Origin of the sequence: Enterobacter cloacae, from assembly GCF_013375935.1 — a bacterium.
Taxonomy (GTDB): Bacteria; Pseudomonadota; Gammaproteobacteria; order Enterobacterales; family Enterobacteriaceae; genus Enterobacter; species Enterobacter pasteurii.
On sequence record NZ_CP056117.1, the window covers coordinates 4,658,612 to 4,682,733 of the forward strand.

The 24,122-nt window shown below is 58.8% G+C and carries 24 protein-coding genes; 17 read left to right on the forward strand and 7 right to left on the reverse strand.

Annotated features, from left to right (window positions below; all coding sequences use genetic code 11):
• The first annotated feature begins 2 nt into the window (after window positions 1–2).
• From ybcJ to HWQ14_RS21925, 4 genes are all read left to right on the forward strand, one after another.
• Complete coding sequence (ybcJ, locus tag HWQ14_RS21910) at window positions 3–215, forward strand: ribosome-associated protein YbcJ (protein ID WP_023334767.1); 213 nt, start codon at window positions 3–5, stop codon at window positions 213–215.
• Window positions 216–448: 233 nt separating this feature from the next.
• A complete protein-coding gene (locus HWQ14_RS21915; protein ID WP_176610999.1) occupies window positions 449–1,948 on the forward strand; it encodes a PTS transporter subunit EIIC in 1,500 nt (499 codons plus the stop codon).
• Between the two features lie 83 nt (window positions 1,949–2,031).
• The gene (gene malI / locus HWQ14_RS21920; protein ID WP_176611000.1) at window positions 2,032–3,048 is read left to right on the forward strand and encodes a Mal regulon transcriptional regulator MalI; all 1,017 of its coding nucleotides are present in this window, start codon (window positions 2,032–2,034) and stop codon (window positions 3,046–3,048) included.
• 73 nt (window positions 3,049–3,121) lie between these two features.
• Window positions 3,122–3,643 (forward strand): metal-dependent hydrolase, encoded by a 522-nt coding sequence (locus HWQ14_RS21925; protein ID WP_148419389.1) that lies wholly within the window; start codon window positions 3,122–3,124, stop codon window positions 3,641–3,643.
• 92 nt (window positions 3,644–3,735) lie between these two features.
• On the opposite strand, the gene cysS is transcribed toward HWQ14_RS21925, so the two are convergent.
• Window positions 3,736–5,121 carry a cysteine--tRNA ligase gene (cysS, locus tag HWQ14_RS21930; RefSeq protein ID WP_176611001.1) on the reverse strand — a complete coding sequence of 462 codons (1,386 nt, stop codon included), beginning with the start codon at window positions 5,119–5,121 and terminating at the stop codon, window positions 3,736–3,738.
• A 175-nt stretch (window positions 5,122–5,296) separates the two neighbouring features.
• Here cysS and ppiB point away from each other — a divergent pair, with 175 nt between their 5' ends.
• The 5 genes from ppiB (at window position 5,297) to mnmH (ending at window position 9,367) form a co-directional block, all read left to right on the forward strand.
• The gene (gene ppiB / locus HWQ14_RS21935) at window positions 5,297–5,791 is read left to right on the forward strand and encodes a peptidylprolyl isomerase B (RefSeq protein WP_000256009.1); all 495 of its coding nucleotides are present in this window, start codon (window positions 5,297–5,299) and stop codon (window positions 5,789–5,791) included.
• A gap of 3 nt (window positions 5,792–5,794) precedes the next feature.
• A complete protein-coding gene (lpxH, locus tag HWQ14_RS21940) occupies window positions 5,795–6,517 on the forward strand; it encodes a UDP-2,3-diacylglucosamine diphosphatase (protein ID WP_176611002.1) in 723 nt (240 codons plus the stop codon).
• A 119-nt stretch (window positions 6,518–6,636) separates the two neighbouring features.
• On the forward strand, window positions 6,637–7,146 hold the full coding sequence (gene purE / locus HWQ14_RS21945) for a 5-(carboxyamino)imidazole ribonucleotide mutase (RefSeq protein ID WP_176611003.1): 510 nt from the start codon (window positions 6,637–6,639) through the stop codon (window positions 7,144–7,146).
• Window positions 7,143–8,210, forward strand: a complete 1,068-nt coding sequence (gene purK / locus HWQ14_RS21950; RefSeq protein WP_176611004.1) for a 5-(carboxyamino)imidazole ribonucleotide synthase — start codon at window positions 7,143–7,145, stop codon at window positions 8,208–8,210. The genes purE and purK overlap by 4 nt, the downstream gene beginning before the upstream one ends.
• A gap of 86 nt (window positions 8,211–8,296) precedes the next feature.
• Window positions 8,297–9,367 carry a tRNA 2-selenouridine(34) synthase MnmH gene (gene mnmH, locus HWQ14_RS21955; RefSeq protein WP_176611005.1) on the forward strand — a complete coding sequence of 357 codons (1,071 nt, stop codon included), beginning with the start codon at window positions 8,297–8,299 and terminating at the stop codon, window positions 9,365–9,367.
• A gap of 96 nt (window positions 9,368–9,463) precedes the next feature.
• Here mnmH and HWQ14_RS21960 read toward each other — a convergent pair whose 3' ends face one another.
• The 3 genes from HWQ14_RS21960 to ybbA form a co-directional block, all read right to left on the reverse strand.
• Window positions 9,464–10,609, reverse strand: a complete 1,146-nt coding sequence (locus HWQ14_RS21960) for a porin (RefSeq protein WP_176611006.1) — start codon at window positions 10,607–10,609, stop codon at window positions 9,464–9,466.
• A 182-nt stretch (window positions 10,610–10,791) separates the two neighbouring features.
• Window positions 10,792–13,206 carry a putative ABC transporter permease subunit YbbP gene (gene ybbP, locus HWQ14_RS21965; protein ID WP_176611007.1) on the reverse strand — a complete coding sequence of 805 codons (2,415 nt, stop codon included), beginning with the start codon at window positions 13,204–13,206 and terminating at the stop codon, window positions 10,792–10,794.
• Window positions 13,203–13,889 carry a putative ABC transporter ATP-binding protein YbbA gene (ybbA, locus tag HWQ14_RS21970; RefSeq protein WP_176611008.1) on the reverse strand — a complete coding sequence of 229 codons (687 nt, stop codon included), beginning with the start codon at window positions 13,887–13,889 and terminating at the stop codon, window positions 13,203–13,205. Before ybbA ends, ybbP begins: the two co-directional genes overlap by 4 nt.
• Between ybbA and tesA the strand changes: the two genes are divergently transcribed.
• Genes tesA through HWQ14_RS21985 form a run of 3 tightly spaced genes read left to right on the forward strand, consistent with a single transcriptional unit; the run spans window position 13,860 to window position 16,195 of the window.
• Window positions 13,860–14,492, forward strand: coding sequence for a multifunctional acyl-CoA thioesterase I/protease I/lysophospholipase L1 (tesA, locus tag HWQ14_RS21975; protein WP_176611009.1), 633 nt, complete (start codon window positions 13,860–13,862; stop codon window positions 14,490–14,492). The two genes, ybbA and tesA, sit on opposite strands and share 30 nt — an antisense overlap.
• Complete coding sequence (locus HWQ14_RS21980) at window positions 14,473–15,282, forward strand: SDR family oxidoreductase (protein WP_176611010.1); 810 nt, start codon at window positions 14,473–14,475, stop codon at window positions 15,280–15,282. Before tesA ends, HWQ14_RS21980 begins: the two co-directional genes overlap by 20 nt.
• Before the next feature lie 58 nt (window positions 15,283–15,340).
• A complete protein-coding gene (locus tag HWQ14_RS21985; RefSeq protein ID WP_148419400.1) occupies window positions 15,341–16,195 on the forward strand; it encodes a co-chaperone YbbN in 855 nt (284 codons plus the stop codon).
• Window positions 16,196–16,235: 40 nt separating this feature from the next.
• Here HWQ14_RS21985 and fetB read toward each other — a convergent pair whose 3' ends face one another.
• Window positions 16,236–17,018, reverse strand: a complete 783-nt coding sequence (gene fetB, locus HWQ14_RS21990) for an iron efflux ABC transporter permease subunit FetB (RefSeq protein ID WP_176611011.1) — start codon at window positions 17,016–17,018, stop codon at window positions 16,236–16,238.
• On the reverse strand, window positions 17,011–17,682 hold the full coding sequence (gene fetA / locus HWQ14_RS21995) for an iron efflux ABC transporter ATP-binding subunit FetA (RefSeq protein WP_176611012.1): 672 nt from the start codon (window positions 17,680–17,682) through the stop codon (window positions 17,011–17,013). The genes fetB and fetA overlap by 8 nt, the downstream gene beginning before the upstream one ends.
• A gap of 142 nt (window positions 17,683–17,824) precedes the next feature.
• On the opposite strand from fetA, the gene HWQ14_RS22000 reads away from it, so the two are divergent.
• The 3 genes from HWQ14_RS22000 (at window position 17,825) to HWQ14_RS22010 (ending at window position 20,197) form a co-directional block, all read left to right on the forward strand.
• Complete coding sequence (locus tag HWQ14_RS22000; RefSeq protein ID WP_176611013.1) at window positions 17,825–18,679, forward strand: hypothetical protein; 855 nt, start codon at window positions 17,825–17,827, stop codon at window positions 18,677–18,679.
• Window positions 18,680–18,833: 154 nt separating this feature from the next.
• Complete coding sequence (locus HWQ14_RS22005; RefSeq protein ID WP_148419404.1) at window positions 18,834–19,748, forward strand: SPFH domain-containing protein; 915 nt, start codon at window positions 18,834–18,836, stop codon at window positions 19,746–19,748.
• Window positions 19,745–20,197 (forward strand): NfeD family protein, encoded by a 453-nt coding sequence (locus tag HWQ14_RS22010; protein ID WP_176611014.1) that lies wholly within the window; start codon window positions 19,745–19,747, stop codon window positions 20,195–20,197. Before HWQ14_RS22005 ends, HWQ14_RS22010 begins: the two co-directional genes overlap by 4 nt.
• Here the strand turns inward: HWQ14_RS22010 and cueR are convergent.
• On the reverse strand, window positions 20,194–20,604 hold the full coding sequence (gene cueR, locus HWQ14_RS22015) for a Cu(I)-responsive transcriptional regulator (RefSeq protein WP_017383222.1): 411 nt from the start codon (window positions 20,602–20,604) through the stop codon (window positions 20,194–20,196). The genes HWQ14_RS22010 and cueR overlap by 4 nt on opposite strands.
• A 109-nt stretch (window positions 20,605–20,713) precedes the next feature.
• On the opposite strand from cueR, the gene copA reads away from it, so the two are divergent.
• Window positions 20,714–23,212 carry a copper-exporting P-type ATPase CopA gene (gene copA / locus HWQ14_RS22020; protein WP_176611015.1) on the forward strand — a complete coding sequence of 833 codons (2,499 nt, stop codon included), beginning with the start codon at window positions 20,714–20,716 and terminating at the stop codon, window positions 23,210–23,212.
• 50 nt (window positions 23,213–23,262) lie between these two features.
• On the forward strand, window positions 23,263–24,057 hold the full coding sequence (locus HWQ14_RS22025) for a TraB/GumN family protein (protein ID WP_176611016.1): 795 nt from the start codon (window positions 23,263–23,265) through the stop codon (window positions 24,055–24,057).
• Window positions 24,058–24,122: the final 65 nt, after the last annotated feature.

Sequence of the window (24,122 nt, forward strand, 5' to 3'; positions counted from 1 at the left end):
TCATGGCAACTTTTTCTTTAGGTAAACACCCGCACGTTGAGCTGTGCGATCTGCTGAAGCTGGAAGGCTGGAGCGAAAGCGGCGCGCAGGCGAAAATCGTGATTGCCGACGGTCTGGTGAAGGTCGACGGCGTGGTGGAAACCCGCAAGCGCTGCAAAATTGTCGCGGGCCAGACCGTAAGCTTTGAAGGTCAGAGCGTGACGGTTACGGCCTGAGCCGTCTAATGCCCTAACCCTAACCCTCTCCCACAGGGAGAGGGGATAAATATCCCCCCACACTCATCACGGTTAATTATCGATCAACTTCAAATAATCACTTTTCCCTCTGGCGAAATGTGAAAATTAAGTTGCACGATTTTCAGACTTTCCCCACGATAAGTAGAACGTTCTACTAAAACGTTCTACTTGCAATAACGGCGCTAAAAAAGCGCTACTCGGGGGAAGTCAGCATGAGTCTGATATCAGGGTTTGTTAAATCGTTGTCTAAGCTATCGATGATTGGTCGCGCCTTAATGCTGCCAATTTCACTGCTTCCCGCCGCTGGCCTGCTGCTGGCCTTCGGCGACAAGTTCCACCTGCCGCTAATGATGAACGCTGGCGGGGTTATTTTTGATAACCTGCCGATGCTCTTTGCTATCGGCTCTGCCGTGGGCCTGGCATCGGAATCGGGCATCGCTGCCCTCTCTGCGGCGGTCTCGGTGTTTGTCACCAACATCACCATTAGCACGGTGCTGAGCATTACGCCGGAAATGGCCGCTCAGGGCGGGAAATACGCCATGGTGGTCGGGATACCGACCTTGCAGATGGGCGTCTTTGGCGGGCTGATCTGCGGTATTCTCGCCGCAGGGTGCTATAACCGCTTTCATACCATGCAGCTGCCGGAGTTTCTCGGCTTCTTCTCCGGCAAGCGTTTTGTGGCAATTGCGACGGCGTTTCTGTCGTTCCTGCTTGGCCTGCTGCTGCCGTACGTCTGGCAGCATATTCAGTCCGGGATAGACGCCCTGTCCGTAGTGGTGAATGGTGATAACCAGGCGGCCTCGACCTTTATCTTCGGATTCGTGGAGCGCGCGCTGATCCCGCTCGGCCTGCATCATATCTGGTATCCGTCCTTCTGGTACTCGTTTGGCGATTACACCACTCAGGCGGGACAGGTGATCCACGGCGACCAGACCATCTGGTTCAAGATGCTTGAAGAGGGGGTGAAATCGTTCAGCAGCGACACCTACCAGAACGCCGGTAAGTTCATGCAGGGTGAGTTCCCGCTCATGCTGTTTGCGCTCCCTGCGGCGTGCCTGGCGATGTACCACGAAGCGCACACTAAAAACAAAAAAATCGCGGCCGGTATTCTGTTCTCGGCGGCGCTGACCTGCTTCCTGACGGGGATCACCGAGCCGGTAGAGTTCACCTTTATTTTCGTGGCCCCGATCCTGTACATCTTCAACGCCGTCATGGCGGGCCTGGCGTACATGACCATGTACCTGATGCACGCGCATATCGCCAAATCCTTCTCGGCGGGCTTTATCGACTACCTGTCGTTCGGGATCCTGCCGTCGTTTAACGGCTATCAGACCAACTTCCTGAACGCCATCATCATCGGCATTCCGATGGCGCTGATCTACTACTTCACGTTCCGCTTTGTGATCCGCCGTTTCGACGTAAAAACACCGGGTCGTACCGAAGTGACCGCTAACGTGAATGACAAGTCCGATTCCGAACTTGCCACCGAAATCATCACACTGCTTGGCGGCGCGCAGAACATCGACTCCGTCGGCGCCTGTATCACCCGCCTGCGTCTTGAAGTGGCGAAGAGCGAGGCGGTGGATAAGGGTGGTCTGAACGGGCTTGGCGCGCGCGGCGTGGTATTCGTCGGCGACAACGGCATACAGGTGATTTTCGGTGCCAGAGCACAGTTTATCGCCCAGACCATGTCCACGATGATTGGCAAATAATAAGATGCCTGAAGGAGGCGTCTCCTGTACGCTGGGGGACGCGTCTTATCCGGCTGATATTCGGTACATTTCAGGGAGCGGTTTTGAAGAAAGTCAGCATTATTGATGTTGCAAAGCATGCGGGCGTGTCGGTCTCCACCGTCTCGCTGGTGCTGCGCCAGAAAGGAAAAATCTCAGAAGCGACGATCGGGAAGGTCAATGCTGCCATCGATACGCTGGGCTATGTTCATAACGTCGCCGCTGCCAACCTCCGCGCCAACACCTCCAACGTAATCGGCCTGATCCTGCGAGACTTTAGCGACAGCTTTTCCATCAAGGTGATGGCGAGCATCGTCCAGGAGCTGGAGAAGCAGGGCTATATGGTTTTTCTCGGTCAGCCGCTGAACGACGGTGAACACCTTGAGCGGACCCTGCTCTCTTTTAAGCAGCAGGGCGTGGCGGGTGTTATCTACCTGGCGTCGGATACCCGCACCGCAGCGCTGCCGGAACACATTCGCCAGTGCCCGCTTCCGCTTGTCGCGGTGTCGCAGTCTTTGCTGGACGAGAAATGCAACCTGGTCATGCGCGATAACCGCCAGGCGGCGAGCCTGGCCGCTCGTTACCTAATCGGGCGCGGGCACCGCAACATCGCCTACATCGGGGGGCGCGACGGCTGCCGCATCCGCGAGGAACGTCTGCTCGGTTTTCGCAGCGCGATGACGCAAAACGGGCTGGTCTGGCGTGACGACTACTCCCCGGCCTGCACCGACGACACGCGGGCGGCTGCACTGGTGACTCGCCAGCTGCTGGAGAAGAACAATACGATTACCGCCCTGCTCTGCCACTCGCCTGATGCAATGATCGGCTCGATAACCGGCATTCACCAGGTGGGGCGTACGGTGGGGAAAGATGTCTTCTTGACGCAGCAGGTGGCGCTGATTGGTTTTGAAGATATGCTCCACGTGAACCTCACGTCACCGTCGTTTACCTACGTTTCGTCTGCCAGTGAAGAGACGGGCCGCCAGGCCGCGGGGTTGATGATCCGCAAGCTAAAAGCACCTGAGCTGCAAACCCAGCGCATTACCCTCTCCGGGCAGCTTATCGCGCGCGAGTCGGCGTAAAATCAGAATTTAGCACGGGTTTGCCGGAAGGAAACTGCTGCTATATTTCCATGATTTGCCATGGATAAATGCAATGCCTACCGTTATCACCCACGCCGCTGTTCCCCTGTGTCTGGGCTTAGGGCTCGGAACAAAAATCATCCCTCCCCGCCTGTTGTTTGTCGGGATCGTCCTCGCCATGCTGCCGGATGCCGACGTGCTGGCGTTTAAATTCGGCGTTGCCTACGGCAATATTTTCGGCCACCGGGGCTTTACCCATTCGCTGCTGTTTGCCTTTGTGGTGCCCATACTCTGCGTGCTGGCGGGTCGACGATGGTTCAGGGCCAGCCTGACGCGCTGCTGGCTGTTTTTAACCGTGTCGCTGCTGTCGCACAGCCTGCTGGATTCTGTTACCACCGGCGGGAAAGGCGTCGGCTGGCTGTGGCCATGGTCAGATGAACGCTTCTTTGCGCCGTGGCAGGTCATAAAAGTCGCGCCGTTTGCGCTGTCGCGCTATACCACGCCGTACGGGCATCAGGTCATTATTTCGGAACTGCTGTGGGTGTGGCTGCCGGGGGCGGTGCTGATGGGATTGCTGTGGTGGAAGCGGAGGTAAAAGCAAAACGGCAACTCACGTTGCCGTTTTTAGTGTTTGCACCCTCTCCCTGTGGGAGAGGGCTGGGGTGAGGGCATCAGCGCGCACCAGACTTACTTACGACGCCAGGTGGTACCCTGCGGGCCGTCTTCCAGAATAATACCCATCTCGGTCAGTCGGTTACGCGCCGCATCCGCTGCCGCCCAGTCTTTCGCCTGACGCGCCTCGAAACGCGCCTTAATCAGCGCTTCGATTTCCGCCACTTCGCCGTCGTCCGCCTGCGCGCCGCTTTGCAGGAACACGTCCGGCTCCTGCTCCAGCAGGCCGAGCACGGAAGAGAGCTTACGCAGATGAGACGCCAGCGCATTGGCCGCTGCCATGTCCTCTGACTTCAGGCGGTTCACCTCACGCGCCATGTCGAACAGCACCGAGTAGGCTTCCGGCGTGTTGAAGTCGTCGTTCATAACCTCAATGAAGCGGGCTTCGAACGCCTCGCCGCCTGCGGCCGGAACAGACCGGTCGGTGCCGCGCAGGGCGGTGTACAGACGCTCGAGCGCAGAGCGCGCCTGCTTCAGGTTCTCTTCGCTGTAGTTCAGCTGGCTGCGGTAGTGGCCGGACATCAGGAAGTAGCGCACGGTTTCCGCGTCGTAATACTTCAGCACGTCACGCACGGTGAAGAAGTTGCCCAGCGATTTAGACATCTTCTCGCGATCCACCATCACCATCCCGGAGTGCATCCAGTAGTTCACGTACTCGCCGCCGTGCGCGCAGGTAGACTGCGCGATTTCGTTTTCGTGGTGCGGGAACATCAGATCCGAACCGCCCCCGTGAATGTCGAAATGGTTACCCAGCTGTTTGCAGTTCATCGCTGAACACTCAATGTGCCAGCCCGGACGGCCTTCGCCCCACGGGGATGGCCAGCTTGGTTCGCCCTCTTTGGACATCTTCCACAGCACGAAGTCCATCGGGTTACGCTTCACGTCAACCACGTCAACGCGCGCACCGGCCTGGAGCTGCTCCAGATCCTGACGGGAAAGCGCACCGTAGGTTGGATCCGTCGGCACCGAGAACATGACGTCGCCGTTGTCCGCCACATAGGCGTGACCGCGCGCGATCAGCTTTTCGGTGATCTCGATAATTTCATGAATGTGGTGGGTTGCGCGCGGCTCGCTGTCCGGGCGCAGAATATTTAAGGCGTCAAAGTCCTTGTGCATTTCAGCGATCATGCGATCCACCAGCGCCACAAAGCTTTCGCCATTTTCATTAGCGCGCTTAATGATCTTGTCGTCGATGTCGGTGATGTTGCGCACATACTTCAGGTTATAGCCCAGGAAGCGCAGGTAGCGTGACACCACATCGAACGCGACAAAGGTACGGCCATGGCCGATATGACAGAGATCGTAAACCGTAATACCACACACGTACATGCCGACTTCCCCGGCATGGATAGGTTTAAATTCCTCTTTTTGGCGCGTCATTGTATTAAAGATTTTTAACATCGAAGATTCCATGTAAACACGTGTGTGGATTGTTTGTTCCTTATAATACCCATAATTGGGAGCACGGTCAGCACACAATGCAAGGTGATCGTGTCCTGTGGTTATGCTATAACAAGCCCCTATATGTGACCCGAGCACGGGTCGACGCACCACAATAACGGAACAGGATGCAAAAATGGTTACTTTCCACACTAATCATGGCGATATCGTAATCAAAACCTTTGATGACAAAGCGCCTGAAACAGTTAAAAACTTCCTGGACTACTGCCGCGAAGGTTTCTACAACAACACTATCTTCCACCGTGTGATCAACGGCTTTATGATCCAGGGCGGCGGTTTCGAGCCTGGCATGCGCCAGAAAGAGACCAAAGAAGCGATCAAAAACGAAGCGAACAACGGCCTGAAAAACACCCGTGGTACGCTGGCAATGGCCCGTACTCAGGCCCCGCACTCTGCAACCGCACAGTTCTTCATTAACGTGGCGGACAACGACTTCCTGAACTTCTCTGGCGAAAGCCTGCAGGGCTGGGGCTACTGCGTGTTCGCCGAAGTGGTTGAAGGAATGGACGTGGTCGACAAGATCAAAGCCGTTTCTACTGGCCGCAGCGGCATGCACCAGGACGTTCCTAAAGAAGACGTTGTGATCACAAGCGTGACCGTCAGCGAGTAATTCGTGGCGACACTCTTTATTGCGGATCTGCATCTGCAAACGGAAGAACCGGCGATTACCGCCGGTTTTCTGCGTTTTTTACGCGGTGAAGCGAAAAGCGCCGACGCGCTGTACATTCTGGGCGACCTGTTTGAAGCCTGGATCGGCGACGACGATCCGAACCCGCTGCACCGTGAAATGGCAGCCGCCATCAAAGCGCTGGTTGATAACGGTGTCCCCTGCTATTTCATTCACGGCAACCGTGATTTTCTGATCGGCAAACGCTATGCCCGCGAGAGCGGCATGCTGCTGCTGCCGGAAGAACAGGTGCTCGACCTCTATGGCCGCAAGGTGTTGATCATGCACGGCGACACGCTTTGCACCGACGATACCGGCTATCTGGCGTTTCGCGCCAGGGTCCACACCCCGTGGATCCAAAAACTGTTTCTCGCTCTGCCGCTCTTTATCCGCAGCCGCATCGCCGCCAGAATGCGCGCGGGCAGCAAAGCCGCCAACAGCAGTAAGTTGATGACCATCATGGACGTTAACCCGCAGGCGGTGGTTAGCGTGATGGAGAAGCATCGCGTCCAGTGGCTGATCCACGGTCATACCCATCGCCCCGACGTGCACTCCCTTGTCGCCAACGGCGAGCCCGCCCATCGCGTGGTTTTAGGCGCGTGGCATAGCGAAGGATCAATGGTAAAAGTCACGCCGGAAGGTGTGGAGCTGATCTCCTTCCCGTTTTAACGGCTTCTCGTCTTTTCGCCCATTTCTCAACCACGCAACCGTTTTCCTTGCCGGTATTACATGCTATTCTCTGTGCCCTCGAAAGCAGTGTGTTCCGCACCACAGGAGTTTTAAGACGCATGTCTTCCCGCAATAATCCGGCGCGTGTCGCCATCGTGATGGGGTCCAAAAGCGACTGGGCTACCATGCAGTTCGCCGCCGAAATCTTTGAAATCCTGAATGTTCCGCACCACGTAGAAGTGGTTTCCGCACACCGCACGCCGGACAAACTGTTCAGCTTCGCCGAAAGCGCCGAAGAGAACGGTTACGAGGTGATCGTTGCCGGTGCGGGCGGCGCGGCACATCTGCCGGGCATGATTGCCGCTAAAACGCTGGTGCCGGTACTGGGTGTGCCGGTACAGAGCGCCGCATTAAGCGGAGTCGACAGCCTCTATTCTATCGTCCAGATGCCGCGCGGCATTCCCGTCGGCACGCTGGCAATTGGCAAAGCGGGTGCGGCAAACGCCGCGCTGCTGGCGGCGCAGATCCTTGCCACCCACGATAAAGACCTCCACCAGGGCCTGGCGGACTGGCGTAAAGCCCAGACCGATGAGGTGCTGGATAACCCGGATCCGCGGGGTGCGGCATGAAGCAGGTTTGCGTTCTCGGTAACGGTCAGCTTGGCCGTATGCTGCGCCAGGCCGGTGAACCGCTGGGTATTTCCGTCTGGCCGGTCGGACTGGATGCCGAACCGGAAGCCGTGCCGTTCCATCAGAGCGTGATCACCGCCGAGATTGAACGCTGGCCGGAAACCGCCCTGACGCGTGAACTGGCGCGCCATAACGCCTTTGTAAACCGCGACGTGTTCCCGATCGTTGCCGACCGCCTGACGCAAAAGCAGCTTTTCGACAAGCTCGGGCTGGCAACCGCGCCGTGGCAGCTGCTGTCCGATAAAAGCGAGTGGAGCGACGTCTTCGCGATGCTGGGCGAGCTGGCGATTGTGAAGCGGCGCGTCGGCGGCTACGACGGTCGCGGGCAGTGGCGTCTGCGCGCGCACGAGACCGCAGAGCTGCCGGATGACTGCTACGGCGAGTGCATCGTTGAGCAGGGGATTAACTTCAGCGGCGAAGTGTCGCTGGTTGGCGCGCGCGGCCACGACGGCCGTACGGTTTTTTATCCCCTCACGCACAACCTGCATCAGGACGGCATTCTGCGCACCAGCGTCGTCTTCCCGCAGGCCAATGCTGACCAGCAGGCGCAGGCGGAGGAGATGCTTTCAGCCATCATGCACGAGCTGGGCTACGTGGGCGTTATGGCGATGGAGTGTTTCGTCACGCCGTCGGGTCTGCTGATTAACGAACTGGCCCCGCGCGTACACAACAGCGGCCACTGGACGCAAAACGGCGCCTCCATCAGCCAGTTTGAGCTGCACCTGCGCGCCATTACCGACCTGCCCCTGCCGCAGCCGGTGGTAACCAGCCCGTCGGTGATGATCAACCTGATCGGCACCGATCTGAACTACGACTGGCTGAAGCTGCCGCTGGTGCACCTGCACTGGTACGACAAAGAGGTTCGCGCGGGCCGTAAGGTGGGCCACCTCAACCTGAACGACACCGATACCGATCGCCTGAGCGCCACCCTGGAAGCGATTGTCCCTCTGCTGCCGCCAGAGTACGCGAGCGGCATTGTCTGGGCACAATCAAAGCTCAGGTAAGCCCTATCTGCGCCGGGGAGTTGACCTTCCCCTTCCCCGGCGTACAATTCCCGCCCATTGCTGCTCAGTTTTCTTCTGGAATCACCATGAACGATGGAACGGACTATCGCGCGATCCTCGCGTCTGATACCCCATTAATCGACGTTCGCGCGCCGATCGAATTTGCCCAGGGTGCGATGCCTGGCGCACTCAACCTGCCCTTAATGAACGACGACGAGCGCGCCGCCGTCGGCACCTGCTACAAGCGTCAGGGTCCCGACGCCGCGCTGGCGCTCGGCCATAGCCTGGTAAACGGCGAAACGCGTGAGGCGCGGATCGGCGCCTGGCGCGAAGCCTGCCTTGCTCACCCTGAGGGCTACCTGTGCTGCGCGCGCGGCGGCCAGCGTTCACATATTTCACAGGCCTGGCTGAAGGAGGCGGGTATCGACTATCCGCTGATCCGCGGCGGCTATAAGGCCCTGCGTCAGACGGCGATTCAGGTCACCGCCGAGCAGTCGCAAAAGCCGATGGTGCTTATCGGCGGCTGTACCGGAAACGGAAAAACGCTGCTGGTGAAGCAGCATGCGCAGGGTATCGATCTGGAAGGGCTGGCGCACCACCGCGGCTCATCGTTTGGCCGCACGCTCACGCCGCAGCTTTCACAGGCGAGCTTCGAGAATCACCTTGCCGTCGCGCTGCTGAAAAAAGACGCCGCGCGCTGGGTGCTGGAGGATGAAGGCCGGATGATTGGCTCTAACCACCTGCCGGAATGCCTGCGTGACCGCATGGCTGAAGCCCCTATCGTGGTGGTCGAAGATTCGTTTGAGATCCGTCTTGAGCGCCTGCGCGAGGAGTATTTCGACCACATGTGGGCAGATTTTTCTGCCGCCTACGGGGATGAAGCAGGATGGAAGGCGTACAGCGAGTATCTCCACCACGGCCTGTTCGCCATTCGCCGCCGGCTCGGGCTGCAGCGCTTCGCGGAGTTTACGGCGCTGCTGGACGCAGCCCTAGCCGAGCAGCAGCGTACCGGCAGCACTGACGCGCACTTCAGCTGGCTTGTGCCGCTCCTGAACGACTATTACGATCCGATGTACGGCTATCAGCTGGAGAAAAAGGCGGAGAAGATTGTCTATCGTGGGACGTATGGCGAGGTCGCTGACTGGCTTAATCGCTAAAAGACGGCAACCACGTTGCCGCTTTAAGCGTTTGTTCCCTCTCCCCGTGGGAGAGGGCCAGGGTGAGGACATCAGGCCGCACCCTGTGGTTCAACCTTAGAAGTCGTAACGCAGACGCACCAGGTTCATATCGCCCAGGTTGTCGGTGCTGGACGTGAACACGTGTTCGTAATCCACGCGGAAACCGTAGTCCAGCTGGAAGCTGATGCCCACGCCGTTATCGGTGCGCTGGTAGTTACGGCCGTTCACGTACTCAATGCGGTCGCCCATGAAGTACGGCTGGATGGATTTCACCGCGTACTGACCGACCGGGAATTTATAGCCGGCAAAGTATTCAATACCCCATGCGTCACCGGCGAAGTAGTCGTTAACCGACACTTTTTTGCTGGTCATAAAGTTCTGATACCAGCCGCCGCCCGCGGAGAAGGTCCAGTTATCCGGCGTCCAGCTCAGCGCGGTACCGAGGATATTCTGGTCGTAGGTTTTGCTGTCGCCGTTGTCCGGGTTACGCATGTCGGCACGGGTGTAGTTCCACGCGGCGCCCCAGGTCAGATCGGTGGTCAGGTGGTAATCGATACCCAGTGAACCGCCGCCTTTACGCTTGTAGCGCAGGCCGTTGCCCGGCAGGTATTCGCTGTCCTCAAACAGGTAAGAGGCATAGATATCTGCATCGCCGACGGTTTTCTTGTATTTCAGCATCTGACGTGAACGATAAGAGCCGTCGTAGTCGCCGTTGATCCCGTTACCCGGTGCCTGACCGATCATGTCGTAGTCCCAGATATCGGTTTTTGCGCCCACCACGTCATAGTACACGCTGTTCTGCTGGCCGAAGGTCAGCGTACCCCAGGTGTCGCTTTTCAGGCCGGTATAGAGCATGCGGCGAGAGGTGTCGTGCGCGCCGTCGGCGTAGTGATTATCCCAGTTAAACTGTGCCGGAATGTTCACACCCAGCTCGTAGTAGGTGATCCAGCTGATGTCATCGAACAGGTAGTAGTCCGCTGCGAAACGGAAGCGGGTGCCGCCGTCAAAGCCGTTACGCTTGTAGCTGTTTTTGCCGTCATCGCCGGTCATGTTCTGGAACTGTGGACGGATACTGCCGCCAACGGTGAAGTTCAGTCGGCTCAGCGGGTTACCCGCCTGCGGATCCTGTTTCAGAATGGTGATTTCCGCCTGAGATGCGAAAGAAGCCAATGCCACTGCTGCGCCGATCGTTGTCGCCAGCGCTGTTTTTCTTATAGTCATTATTTTTCCTTGATAGACACGCTGCTAAATATTTAGCTGGTGAATATTAACCGGAAATATTCGCACTGTGTGGGCGGGTTTTTAATGTTTTGTGCTACTAAACGTAGGGTGATTAACGATTTGTGCCGTTAAAGGGTTACGCACCAGCACATACGCCGGCGCGTAACCATCACGAGGGTAAACTAGCTCACAAACTGGCGGAACAGCGCTTTTCCTTTTAACAGGCGCGTACCGAGCCAGCCGCCGCACAGGGACAGCAGAACGGCGCCGCAGACAGGCAGCGTGAGCCACAGCCGCCAGTCAGGCTGCCATGGGAAATCGAACACTTTCGACTGGAGCACCGCCAGCGCGGTTTCCGCGCCGATGGCCGCCACCAGGCCCGCCACCAGCCCAAGCAGGGCGAACTCGCTCCAGAGCGTGGCGCGCAGCAGTCGCTTGCCTGCGCCCAGCGTGCGGTAGACCACCAGCTCCTGGTGACGCTGACGCATGCCGACCTGCACCTGCGCCAGCAGCAACAGCACGCCGCAGATCGTCACCAGCACCACCATCACCTCCAGCGCTCGGCTCACCTGCTCCAGCACCTGCCCGACCTGTCTGAGGATCGCGCCGATGTCCAGCAGGCTCACCGTCGGAAACTCCCGGTTAAGCTGCGTCAGCATGCCGTTGCCATTTTCCCAGCGGAAGCTGGTCAGCCAGCTCTGCGGCTGCCCGTCCAGCGCGCCCGGCGGGAAGATGAAAAAGAAGTTAGGCCGCAGGCTTTCCCAGTCGACCTTGCGCAGGCTGGTAACCCTGGCGCTGAAGTCCTGCGTGTCGCCGGTAAAGGTCACGGTATCCCCCAGCTTCACGTTCAGGCGCGTCGCCAGCCCCTCCTCCATTGAGACTTCTCCCGCTTCAGGCGGCCAGCTGCCGGCGACAATCGGGTTGTGGTCCGGCCGCTTCGCCTGCCAGGTCAGGTTCAACTCGCGGTTGAGCGACTCATCTTTATTTCCCTCCGTCGACTGGCCGTTGATCTGCGTCAGCCGGGCACGCACGATCGGGTAGAACGACTCGGGGATAATGTGGTGCTCGGACAGGAAGCCCTTCAGCGGCGTCACCTGCTCAGGAGCGATGTTGATCAGGAAATAGTTCGGGCTTTCCGGCGGAAGCTGCTGCTGCCAGCGGTCCAGCAGATCCCCGCGCAGCACCAGCAGAAGCGCCAGCAGCATAAACGACAGCGAAAACGCCGAAAGCTGGCTGAGGGTGGACCACGGCTGATGCAGCAGACGGTTCACCGCCAGCCGCACGGGCAGCGATTTCACGGTCAGCTTTTTGAGCAGGCTGAGCAGCAGCCAGCCCAGCGCGCCGCACAGAAGCGCCAGCACCACCGCGCCCGCCAGCACCGCCCACAGCAGCGTGCTGCCGCCCATCAGCCAGGCCAGCAGCCCGACCGCCACCGCAATTATCACCGGCAGGTAAAACTTCAGCGGCCAGACGTTCGCCACCACATCGCGGCGCAGCACGCGCAGCGGCTGCGTTGCGAGCAGCAGCCGGTACGGGCGTAACCCCACCAGCAGGGAGATCACCGTCATCGCGCCGATGGCCCAGAGCCACGGCCAGAGGCTTGCCGGGGGCAGCGCGGCGGGCAGCACCGGCTTGAGCAGCACCATCAGCAGCTTTTCAAACAGCAGCCCTATCGCCCCGCCGGTAACGGCCGACAGCGCCAGCACCATCAGCCACTGGCCGACGATCAGCCTGCGCAGCTGCGCACGTCCCGCGCCGAGGGTTTTGAGGATCGCCACCAGATCGTAACGGCTGCGGCAGTAGTGCCCCATCGCCACCGCAACGGCCGCTATGGCCAGCAGCAGGGTCAGCAGTGCCGACAGCAGCAGGAACTGCTGAGAACGTTCGAGGGATTTGCCGAGCGCCCCTTCATCCTGCTCCAGCCCGTACCAGCGGTGTTCCGGCTTGAGCTGCGGCTGGAGCCATTTTTCATACGCCTCCAGCTGCGCAGGCGTGCCGCCAAACTTATAGCGCCAGGTAACGCGGCTTCCCGGCTGAACGGCACTGGTTTTCGCCACGTCAGCGGTGTTCATCAGCAGACGCGGCGCGAGCTGAAACGGGTTAAACCCGGAGTCGGGCTCCTGCACTACCTCCCCGGCAATTTTGAGGGTTGCGTCGCCAACGTCGATACTGTCGCCGGGTTTGAGGTTCAATAGCGCCATCAGGCGCGATGCCAGCAGCACCGTACCGGAGGTGGGTTTTAGCCCCGGCGGGCTGGTTTGTAATTCACCGTACATCGGATAGATGTCGTCCACGGCCTTCACGCTGGCAAGCTGCGGCGTATCACCGGCGAAGGTCATGGTCTGGAAGGTGATCTGCTCCCCTACCTTCAGCCCCTCCTTGCGCGCTGCCTCGATCCAGCCCGGCGGCACGGGGCGAGAGCTTTGCAGCGTCCTGTCCCCGGCCATAAACTCCCGGCTCTGCTGGCTGAGCCCTTTTTCCATGCGGTCGCTGACGCTGCCGAGCGCCAGCACGCAGGCTACCGCCAGGCTTAACGCCAGCCAGACAATCAGCAGCGAGGGCGAGCGCCATTCGCGCCAGAACCAGCGGGCAATCATGCTTCCTCCTGAAGAATACCGTTCACCAGCCGCAGGCGGCGGTCGCAGCGGGCGGCCAGCTGCAGATCGTGGGTGACCAGAATCAGCGTGGTGCCGTGCTCGCGGTTGAGCGAAAACAGCAGGTCGGCAATTCTGTCGCCGGTTTTGCGGTCGAGGTTGCCCGTAGGCTCATCGGCAAACAGCACGTCCGGGCGTCCGTTAAACGCCCTGGCCAGCGCCACGCGCTGCTGCTCACCGCCGGAAAGCTGCGCCGGAAGGTGGTCGAGACGTTTCCCCAGCCCCAGCTGTTCCAGCAACGCTCTGGCGTGGTCGCGGCTTTCACGGGTATTTTCACCGCGCAGCAGGCCCGGCAGCTCGACGTTTTCCAGCGCGTTCAGGGTTGGGATAAGCATGAAGGACTGAAACACAAACCCGATATGCCGGGCACGCAGCGCGGCGCGCGCCTCTTCATCCAGCGCATGAAGGGGCTGGCCGACAAGGTTCACTTCCCCACTGCTGCCGTCGTCCAGACCGGCCAGGATCGCCAGCAGCGTGGACTTGCCGGAACCGGATTCACCAATGAGGGCGATGGTTTCGGCACGTTTGACAACGAGTTCAACTCCGGTGAGGATGGAAAGCTCGTGTTCTCCCTGACCGACGGACTTCTTAAGACGATGAACTTCAACAATGTTTTCCGCTGGCATTTGCCCTTCCTGTTTTTGATGCTGATGACCTTCCGCGCGGCGGCTGCGGACACGTTATTGATTCTGGGCGATAGCCTGAGCGCGGGCTATCGCATGGCCGCCAGTGCGGCCTGGCCCGCCCTGCTCAATGACAAATGGCAGTCCCGGACGTCTGTCGTTAACGGCAGCATCAGCGGCGATACGTCGCAGCAGGGCTTATCGCGCCTGCCTGCCCTGCTTAAGCAGCATCAACCGCGATGGGTGCTGGTTGAACTGGGCGGCAACGACGGCCTGCGCGGCTTCCAGCCGCAGCAGACGGAGCAAACGCTGCGTACCATTCTGCAGACGATTAAGGCCGCTAACGCCCGGCCGCTGCTGATGCAAATTCGCCTGCCCGCTAACTACGGTCGTCGGTATAATGAGGCGTTTAGCGCTATCTATCCTAAGCTTGCCAAAGAGTTTGATATTCCGCTGCTGCCATTTTTCATGGAGGAGGTCTACCTCAAGCCCCAGTGGATGCAGGACGATGGTATTCACCCCAATCGCGATGCCCAGCTGTTTATTGCCGACTGGATGGCAACCCGGCTGGCACCTTTAGTAAAACATGACTCGTCAAACAGCTGAGAACCTGACAGGTAAAGTTATGCAAAAATCGGTCTTAATAACAGGATGTTCCAGCGGAATTGGCCTTGAAAGCGCCCTTGAACTGAAGCGTCAGGGGTTTTGGGTGCTGGCAGCCTGCCGCAAACCCGATGATGTGGAACGCATGAGAGGGCTAGGCCTTACCGGCATCCTGCTGGATCTGGATTCGCCAGAGAGCGTGGACCAGGCCGCCGATGAGGTCATCGCCCTGACCAACAATCGTCTTTACGGCCTGTTCAACAACGCGGGCTACGGCGTGTACGGTCCGCTACAGGCCCTCTCACGGGAACAGCTGGAGCAGCAGTTCTCCGCTAACGTCTTCGGCGCGCATCAGCTCACCATGCGCCTTCTCCCCGCCATGCTGCCGCACGGCGAAGGGCGCATCGTGATGACCTCCTCGGTCATGGGCCTGATCTCCACGCCGGGCCGCGGTGCTTACGCTGCCAGCAAGTATGCCCTTGAAGCGTGGTCCGATGCGCTGCGCATGGAGCTGCGCCACAGCGGGATCAAGGTCAGCCTGATTGAGCCTGGTCCCATCCGCACCCGCTTTACGGAAAACGTTAACCAGACGCAGGCGGACAAACCGGTCGAAAACCCCGGTATTGCCGCGCGTTTTACGCTTGGGCCGGAAGCGGTTGTCGCCAAAGTGCGCCACGCTTTTGAGAGCGACAACCCAAAAATGCGCTATCCGGTCACGCTGGTGACCCATGCCGTCGGCTGGTTAAAACGCCTGCTGCCGGGACGGATGATGGACAAAATTTTGCAGGGTTGAGTTGAAGCGACGACGCTTACCCCCATGTAAAGAGTAAACCGACAAAAGAGAATGCCGCATGTCCGTACAGAATATCGTCAACATCACTGAAGCTAACCTGCAACAGACGCTCGAACAGTCGATGACTACACCGGTGCTGTTCTACTTCTGGTCTGAACGCAGCCAACACTGCCTGCAGCTGACGCCAGTCCTGGAAAGCCTTGCAGCGCAATACGGTGGTCAGTTCATCCTGGCGAAGCTGGATTGCGACGCCGAGCCGATGGTGGCCTCCCAGTTTGGCCTTCGTGCGATCCCAACCGTCTACCTGTTCCAGAACGGGCAGCCGGTCGACGGCTTCCAGGGGCCGCAGCCGGAAGAAGCGATCCGCGCCCTGCTGGACAAAGTCCTGCCGCGCGAAGAAGAGCTGAAGGCGCAGGAAGCCATGGCGCTGATGCAGGAAGGTAAATACGACGAGGCGCTGCCGCTGTTAAAAGACGCGTGGCAGCTGTCGAATCAGAACAGCCAGATTGGTCTGCTGCTGGCTGAGACCCAGATTGCGCTGCACCGCCCGGAAGACGCGGAAGCGGTGCTGAAAACGGTGCCAATGCAGGATCAGGACACCCGTTATCAGGGGCTGGTGGCGCAGATTGAACTGCTGAAGCAGGCGGCCGATACCCCGGAAATTCAGCAGCTCCAGCAGCAGGTGGCGGATAACCCGGCGGATGCCGCGCTGGCAAGCCAGCTTGCGCTCCAGCTGCATCAGGTCGGCCGCAACGAAGAGGCGCTGGCCCTGCTGTTCGGCCATCTGCAAACGGATCTGGCCGCCGCAGACGGGCAGGCGCGTAAGGTATTCCAGGATATCCTGGCCGCGCTCGGCACCGGAGACGCGCTGGCGTCGAAGTATCGTCGTCAGCTGTACGCGCTGCTGTACTGATGCCGGATGCCCGGTAGCGCTCGCGCTTACCGGGCCCCCCTCACCGCTCGTTTTTCAACGATGACGCCACAAGCTGGTGACGTGAGTTGTAGAATTTCCGATAGGTTAAGTAGCAGGCAACGATCGTCGACAGGCTCGCCGTTGCGAGCAGCATGAACGTCACCATAATCTGATACTTAATCGCTTTGACCGGATCGATGCCGGCAAAAATCAGCCCTGACATCATCCCCGGTAAGCTCACCAGCCCCACCGTTTTTGCGGAATCCACGGTTGGGATCAGCGATGAACGAATGCTGTCGCGCATCAATTGCGCCGAGGCCACCTTCGGCGTTGCCCCCAGGCTCAGCTTTTCCTGAAGCTGCTGCTGCTCGCTGCTGAAGCGCTGCCCCAGGTTGTTGTAGCACAGCCCCACCGCCACCATCGCATTACCCGCAATCATCCCGGTAATGGGGATCACCTGCATCGGGGTAAACTCGATCGATCCGGACAGTACCAGCACGGCCAGCGTTAATGCGGTTCCGGTAGTAATGGCGATAAGCGAAGAGATAAAGGCTTTATCGATGTATTTACTGCGCTTTTGCGCGTTCCACGCCGCGTTAAAGCAGATAAACAGCACCATCAGCAGGGTCAACACCGCATGGTTGACGTTGAAGATGTATTTCAGCACATAGCCAACGATGATGAGCTGGATCACCGCGCGGGCGATACTCCACAGGATGTCTTTTTCCAGCCCCAGCTTTTCCCGGTAGCTCACTACAATCGCCACCAGCACCAGCACCATCGACAGCGCCAGCGATTCGTTCGTTATATTATGCTCACCCACGGCCAGCCTCCTGCATTTTTCCGCCCTTCGGCACGAGCGTGATGACGTCATCCGCATGGGTAATTTCGTTAGAATCGTGCGTCACCCAGAGTACGGCAATATGCTGTTCCCGGGCGTAGCGATGAATAATGTCGTTGACGTTGCGCTTGTTGGCGTCATCCAGCGCGCTGGTGATCTCGTCCAGCAACAGCACCTTCGGCAAGAACTGCAGGTTACGGATCAGCGATACGCGCTGCTTTTCCCCGCCCGACAGGTCATTGATCGATTTGGTCAGCGTCTCCTTCGAAAGCCCAAACCGGGCCAGATCGGCGGTAAACTTCTCAGGTTCAGGCGTTTGGCTGCGGATTTGCCAGGGAAAAATCAGATTGTCGTAAACCGTATTGCCAAACAGCGACGGCGTTTGCACGCAGTAGGACACCTGCTGGCGATAGCGTTCCGGTGAAAGCGTAGCAATATCCTTGCCTTCAAAAAGGATCGTTCCCTCCGTTGGGCTCAGTAACGACGCCACAATTTTGAGGAGCGTACTTTTGCCGCAGCCGGATGGCCCGGTAATAAGCTTGAACTCACCCGGTGAAAGGCAAAAATCGACGTGCTGAAGGATCGTATTGTCCCCCACGCGAAACCCAACGTCCCTGATATCCAGAAGATTTTTTTTATTATCCATTCCGATTCCATTAACCGCTTTTGTATGAACAGCCTGTAGCATAATCCTTTCAGGTTCACAGTGCGAATAGCCTTAAGCTATGGCTAGTGTTAAACTTTTTGTTTGCTAATTGTCACCTCTATCACTACAGGTAGTAAGCCGCATGACACATATCTTTTACGAGTTTTCTTCCCTGAAGCCAGGCGTTCCTGATGTCGAAACATTAATGGAAGTCATCAATTCTTCGGAACTCACGCGTTTTGTTATGGGTGCAGAGGTGGTCGATTTTGTTAAGAAGGCGCTCATCGTCAACACCACGATTGGCAGCTTTAAGAACTGCTATTTTGCTTTCGATGACGGGGCCTACTTTCTGGAATTTGACGGCAAGGGTAAATCCAGGCGTTTTACCGACGTGCCGGACTGGTTCGTCACGCCTGCGGAATTTGCCCGCTCCCAGTGGCTGATCAACCATGACCTGGCCGAGGTAAAGGCGACCGAGTTTATCGAGGTGCTGATGTCCTACCCGCTCAAAGAGCGCCGCGCGCACTGCAACCTGCTGTTTGGTCTGGACCTGCATAAGGTCAACGTGGTGCCGGCACCCGCGGCGCCTGCCGGAAAAATGGGGAATAAAAACGGCAAAACCACCAAGCCTCGCGTTACGGATCTCGGCTCATTCGAGCTTTTCACCGCGTTCTTCGCGCGTATGAAAGCGGCCGTTAACGCTAACGAATTTCCGACCCTACAGGTGCTGACCGGCCGGGAGGATCTCGCCAGGGCACCGCACAGCTTAAAGCAGGGGATCAGAACCTGGTTTAAGGCGATCGCGGGGGATCTGCCGCCCAATAACAAACGCGTCGGCGCGGGTAATGCAATCCTGTTTTGCACCCCCATTCGTGAGCAGATCCGGCAGATAGAGGCCATCGGGCTGGAAAAATACTATCAGGGGTTATCGAAAGCCATCGCTGACGCCGGTGACGGGTTTATCACCGACTTCAGTTACACCCACTCAGAAAACTAATATTCTGCGCCCTGCTCTCCGGGCGGGGCGTTTTATTTTTACCAGTCCGGTTCCCACCTCTTTACAGGGGCGAAATCCAGCCCGTTAGCCGATATACTTACGTTCAACAATTACGCCGTTTTTCTCGTTACAGCATGCAAAACAGGAGGTTTTTATGCTCATCGTTATACCCGTACTTATTTTCGTTGCGCTGGTTATCGTTGGCGCAGGCGTCAAGATTGTTCCGCAGGGTTACCAGTGGACCGTTGAGCGCTTTGGCCGTTATACCACCACCCTTCAGCCTGGGTTAAGCCTGATCGTCCCGTTCATGGACCGAATTGGCCGCAAGATCAACATGATGGAGCAGGTGCTGGATATCCCTTCGCAGGAAGTCATTTCGAAGGATAACGCCAACGTCACCATCGACGCGGTCTGTTTTATTCAGGTCATTGACGCGCCGAAAGCGGCCTATGAGGTGAGCAACCTGGAGCTGGCCATCGTCAACCTGACGATGACCAACATCCGTACCGTGCTTGGCTCGATGGAGCTGGATGAGATGCTCTCCCAGCGCGACAGCATTAATACCCGCCTGCTGCATATTGTCGATCAGGCAACCAATCCGTGGGGGATTAAGGTCACCCGCATTGAGATCCGCGACGTGCGCCCACCGGCAGAGCTGATCGCCTCCATGAACGCCCAGATGAAGGCCGAGCGTACCAAGCGTGCCTATATTCTGGAAGCCGAAGGGGTGCGTCAGGCCGAGATCCTCAAAGCGGAAGGGGAAAAACAGTCGCAGATCCTGAAAGCCGAGGGCGAGCGGCAGTCCGCCTTCCTGCAGGCGGAAGCGCGTGAACGTTCCGCAGAAGCAGAAGCGCGCGCCACGCAGATGGTGTCAGAGGCGATCGCCGCCGGGGACATTCAGGCGGTGAACTACTTCGTCGCGCAAAAATATACCGATGCGCTGAAGGAGATTGGCTCCGCGAACAACAGCAAGGTGGTGATGATGCCGCTGGACGCCAGCAGCCTGATGGGCTCTATCGCGGGGATTACCGAACTGATCAAAGACAGCGGAAACGAGCGTAAAAAATGATTGAGTTCATCGTTGCACATCCTCATGCGTTCTGGCTAAGCCTTGGCGGCCTGCTGCTGGCCGCCGAGATGCTTGGCGGCAACGGTTACCTGCTCTGGAGCGGCGTTGCCGCGGTGATTACCGGGCTGCTCGTCTGGCTGCTGCCTGTCGGCTGGGAGTGGCAGGGCGCCCTGTTTGCCGGCCTGACGCTGGTGGCCGCCTGGCTGTGGTGGCGCTGGCTGAACAAACGGGTACAGGCGCAGAAACCGGTCGATGCGCATCTCAACCAGCGCGGGCAGCAGATCGTGGGTAAACGGTTTACGCTCGATACCGCGCTGATCAACGGACGCGGCCATATGCGCGTGGGCGACAGCTCGTGGCCGGTGATGGCCGACGATGACCTCAGCGCCGGAACGCGGGTTGAGGTCATTGCGGTGGAAGGGATAACCCTGCGGGTTAAGGCCTGTTAAGCATGCGTTTTACGATGGCAGCAGCCGGAAAGATTATCGATAATCGGGCATTCGGCGCTGTCGTCCCCCGGGCAGGATTCAGCCAGCTGCAGCAGCTGTTCGCGCATCGCCTGTAGCTCGATGATGTGGCGTTCAATCTCCGCGACCTTTTCCAGCGTGCGTTTTTTCACGTCCGCACTGTGGCGCTTCGGATCGTTAAACAGGTTAACCAGTTCGCCGCACTCTTCGAGGTTAAACCCCACCTGTCTTGCCTGGCGCAGTAACGTCAGTTCATCAAGGTGCAGTTGCGTATAGCTGCGGTAGCCGTTCTCACTGCGCAACGGTGGCGTCACCAGCCCTTTTTCTTCATAAAAGCGAATCGCTTTGCTGGTTAAGCCGGTTTTTTTCGCAACATCACTGATATTCACATTTCCCCCCTTGACCTTCCCCTTGATGGAAGGTTTAACCTTCATAACAGTTAGCGAAAAGCGTTACTCCGGTCAACAACTGACCAGACTATTATACGGGAGTTTTGTTATGTCTCACACTATTGACCTGACGCTGGATGGCCTCTCCTGCGGCCACTGCGTCAAACGCGTTAAAGAAAGCCTGGAACAGCGTCCTGACGTCGAAAGCGCAGAGGTGACTATCGATCGTGCCGCCGTAACCGGCAGCGCCAGCGCCGACGCGCTGATTGATACCATTAAGCAGGCCGGTTACGGGGCGGAGTTAAGCCACCCAAAGGCTAAACCGCTGGCAGAGTCATCATCCCCGTCGGAAGCACTGACAGCGGCCACTCCTGAGCTTCCGGCAGCGGATGATATTGATGACAGCCAACAGCTGCTGATCAACGGCATGAGCTGCGCCAGCTGCGTTTCACGCGTACAGAATGCCCTTCAGGCGGTTCCGGGCGTCGCACAGGCACGGGTAAACCTTGCGGAGCGCACCGCGCTGGTGATGGGCAGTGCCTCCGCCGCAGATTTAGTGCAGGCCGTAGAAAAAGCGGGCTACGGGGCTGAGGCCATCGAAGACGATGCCGAGCGCCGCGAGCGCCAGCAGGAAACGGCTATTGCTACCATGAAGCGCTTCCGCTGGCAGGCGATTGTCGCCCTGCTGGTGGGTATCCCGGTGATGGTGTGGGGCATGATGGGTGACAACATGATGGTCACCGCTAATAACCGCACGCTGTGGCTGGTGATTGGCCTCATTACCCTTGCGGTGATGGTATTTGCAGGCGGCCATTTTTATACCAGCGCCTGGAAAAGCCTGAAAAACCGCACGGCGACGATGGATACGCTGGTCGCGCTCGGAACGGGCGCCGCCTGGCTGTACTCGATGAGCGTAAACGTCTGGCCCCAGTGGTTCCCGATGGAAGCCCGCCATCTCTATTATGAAGCCAGCGCGATGATTATCGGCCTGATTAACCTGGGCCATATGCTGGAAGCGCGCGCTCGTCAGCGCTCGTCGAAGGCGCTGGAAAGATTGCTCGATTTAACCCCGCCGACGGCCCGCGTGGTGACGGACGACGGGGAGCAAAGCGTGCCGCTCGCCCAGGTACAGCCGGGTATGACGCTGCGCCTGACCACCGGCGACCGCGTGCCCGTTGACGGTGAAATCACCCAGGGCGACGCGTGGCTTGATGAAGCGATGCTGACCGGGGAACCCGTTCCTCAGCAGAAATCGCAGGGCGACGCGGTGCATGCGGGTACGGTGGTGCAGGACGGCAGCGTGCTGTTCCGCGCCAGCGCCGTCGGTAGCCACACTACCCTGTCGCGCATCATTCGCATGGTCCGCCAGGCCCAGAGCAGCAAGCCGGAGATTGGTCAGCTTGCCGATAAAATTTCCGCCATTTTTGTGCCGGTGGTAGTCGGTATTGCCCTGCTGAGCGCGGCAATCTGGTATTTCTTCGGCCCGGCACCGCAGATTGTCTACACCCTGGTAATCGCCACCACGGTGCTGATCATCGCCTGCCCCTGCGCGCTTGGCCTGGCAACGCCGATGTCGATTATCTCTGGCGTCGGGCGCGCCGCCGAGTTTGGCGTGCTGGTCCGTGATGCCGATGCGCTGCAGCGGGCGAGCACGCTGGATACGATTGTCTTTGATAAAACCGGTACGCTGACCGAAGGCAAGCCGCAGGTGGTGGCGGTAAAAACCGCTGGCTTCCCGGAGGCTGACGCGCTACGCCTTGCCGCCGCGCTGGAGCAAGGTTCCAGCCACCCGCTGGCCCGCGCCATCGCGGAGAAGGCCGGAACTATCCGCCTGCCGCAGGTAAGCAACTTCCGCACGCTGCGAGGTTCAGGCATCAGCGGTGAAGCCGAAGGGCACGCGCTGCTGCTGGGTAATCAGGCGCTGCTGAATGAAAACGGTGTTGATACGTCCGCGTTAGAAGATGAGCTGAACGCGCAGGCTTCTCGGGGCGCGACGCCGGTTCTGCTGGCGATTGATGGTCAGGCGGCGGCGCTGCTTGCCGTGCGCGACCCGCTACGCCAGGACAGCGTGGACGCCCTTCAGCGCCTGCACCATGTGGGCTACCGCCTGGTGATGCTGACCGGCGATAATCCGACCACCGCTAACGCCATCGCCAAAGAAGCAGGCATTGACGAGGTAATCGCTGGCGTACTCCCGGATGGGAAAGCGGACGCCATCAGGAAGCTGCAGGACGAAGGTCGTCAGGTGGCGATGGTGGGTGACGGCATTAACGACGCTCCGGCGCTGGCTCAGGCTGACGTGGGAATTGCCATGGGTGGCGGGAGCGACGTCGCCATTGAAACCGCCGCGATAACCCTGATGCGCCACAGCCTGATGGGCGTGGCGGATGCGCTGGCGATATCGAAAGCCACGTTGCGCAACATGAAGCAAAACCTGCTCGGCGCGTTCGTCTATAACTCGCTGGGCATTCCGATTGCTGCCGGCATTTTGTGGCCGCTGACCGGCACCCTGCTGAACCCGGTGGTTGCGGGTGCGGCGATGGCGCTCTCGTCAATTACCGTGGTGAGTAACGCCAACCGTCTGCTGCGCTTTAAACCGAAGGATTGAACCTTGTTCTCCTACGCGCTAGCATGAACCTTTCCGTTCATGGAGCGCGTATGGGTCTGTTTAATCGTATAAAAGCATCGTTTCGCGCCCTTTTCCCTCGTCGCTATCCCTGGCCCGGTATGGATGTCTCTCTTCCCGGCGGGCAACATCTGCACCTCGTTGGCAGCATCCATATGGGCACGCAGGACATGTCCCCGCTGCCAGCCGGCCTGATAAAACTGCTCAGGAATGCCGACGCGCTGGTCGTTGAGGCCGATATATCGGGTCATGAGTCACCGTTTGCGGGGCTGGAGAGCGACCGCCCTCTTGCGGAACGCCTCAGCGAAGCGCAGCTTAGCGAACTGACGCGCCTCGCGGACGAAACCGGGGTCTCGCTCTCCATGCTCGACACCCTGCCCCTGTGGCAAATTGCCATGGTGTTGCAGGCGACACAGGCGCAGCGCCTTGGGCTACGCGGCGATTACGGAATAGACTATCAGCTGCTTAACGCGGCAAGGGCGCGCAACCTCCCGGTCATCGAACTGGAAGGCACGGACAGCCAGATCGCTCTCCTGCAACAGCTTCCCGATGACGGCCTGATGCTGCTGGATGACACCCTGACCCACTGGCACACCAACGCGCGTCTGCTGCAAACCATGATTGGCTGGTGGCTGGATGCACCGCCCACGGGAAGCAGGCTTGCGCTACCGTCGACGTTCAGCGAATCGCTGTATGACGTACTGATGAACGCGCGCAACCGGGCATGGCGGGAAACGCTGCACGCCCTGCCTGCCGGTCACTATGTTGTCGCGGTTGGCGCGCTGCATTTGTACGGAGAAGGGAACCTGCCGTCGCTGCTGAAATAAAAAAATGGCCAATATCGCTATTGGCCCGTCAAAGAGGAATTTCATCGTTTTTATTATGCCGAAGT

What these genes read in the sequence shown, in the direction of transcription:
- ybcJ (WP_023334767.1), top strand. Translation starts at nt 3, where the DNA reads ATGGCAACTTTTTCTTTAGGTAAACACCCGCACGTTGAGCTGTGCGAT.
- HWQ14_RS21915 (WP_176610999.1), top strand. Translation starts at nt 449, where the DNA reads ATGAGTCTGATATCAGGGTTTGTTAAATCGTTGTCTAAGCTATCGATG.
- HWQ14_RS21925 (WP_148419389.1), top strand. Translation starts at nt 3,122, where the DNA reads ATGCCTACCGTTATCACCCACGCCGCTGTTCCCCTGTGTCTGGGCTTA.
- cysS (WP_176611001.1), bottom strand. Translation starts at nt 5,121, where the DNA reads ATGTTAAAAATCTTTAATACAATGACGCGCCAAAAAGAGGAATTTAAA.
- ppiB (WP_000256009.1), top strand. Translation starts at nt 5,297, where the DNA reads ATGGTTACTTTCCACACTAATCATGGCGATATCGTAATCAAAACCTTT.
- purE (WP_176611003.1), top strand. Translation starts at nt 6,637, where the DNA reads ATGTCTTCCCGCAATAATCCGGCGCGTGTCGCCATCGTGATGGGGTCC.
- purK (WP_176611004.1), top strand. Translation starts at nt 7,143, where the DNA reads ATGAAGCAGGTTTGCGTTCTCGGTAACGGTCAGCTTGGCCGTATGCTG.
- mnmH (WP_176611005.1), top strand. Translation starts at nt 8,297, where the DNA reads ATGAACGATGGAACGGACTATCGCGCGATCCTCGCGTCTGATACCCCA.
- HWQ14_RS21960 (WP_176611006.1), bottom strand. Translation starts at nt 10,609, where the DNA reads ATGACTATAAGAAAAACAGCGCTGGCGACAACGATCGGCGCAGCAGTG.
- ybbP (WP_176611007.1), bottom strand. Translation starts at nt 13,206, where the DNA reads ATGATTGCCCGCTGGTTCTGGCGCGAATGGCGCTCGCCCTCGCTGCTG.
- tesA (WP_176611009.1), top strand. Translation starts at nt 13,860, where the DNA reads ATGAACTTCAACAATGTTTTCCGCTGGCATTTGCCCTTCCTGTTTTTG.
- ybbA (WP_176611008.1), bottom strand. Translation starts at nt 13,889, where the DNA reads ATGCCAGCGGAAAACATTGTTGAAGTTCATCGTCTTAAGAAGTCCGTC.
- HWQ14_RS21980 (WP_176611010.1), top strand. Translation starts at nt 14,473, where the DNA reads ATGACTCGTCAAACAGCTGAGAACCTGACAGGTAAAGTTATGCAAAAA.
- HWQ14_RS21985 (WP_148419400.1), top strand. Translation starts at nt 15,341, where the DNA reads ATGTCCGTACAGAATATCGTCAACATCACTGAAGCTAACCTGCAACAG.
- fetA (WP_176611012.1), bottom strand. Translation starts at nt 17,682, where the DNA reads ATGGATAATAAAAAAAATCTTCTGGATATCAGGGACGTTGGGTTTCGC.
- HWQ14_RS22000 (WP_176611013.1), top strand. Translation starts at nt 17,825, where the DNA reads ATGACACATATCTTTTACGAGTTTTCTTCCCTGAAGCCAGGCGTTCCT.
- HWQ14_RS22005 (WP_148419404.1), top strand. Translation starts at nt 18,834, where the DNA reads ATGCTCATCGTTATACCCGTACTTATTTTCGTTGCGCTGGTTATCGTT.
- HWQ14_RS22010 (WP_176611014.1), top strand. Translation starts at nt 19,745, where the DNA reads ATGATTGAGTTCATCGTTGCACATCCTCATGCGTTCTGGCTAAGCCTT.
- copA (WP_176611015.1), top strand. Translation starts at nt 20,714, where the DNA reads ATGTCTCACACTATTGACCTGACGCTGGATGGCCTCTCCTGCGGCCAC.
- HWQ14_RS22025 (WP_176611016.1), top strand. Translation starts at nt 23,263, where the DNA reads ATGGGTCTGTTTAATCGTATAAAAGCATCGTTTCGCGCCCTTTTCCCT.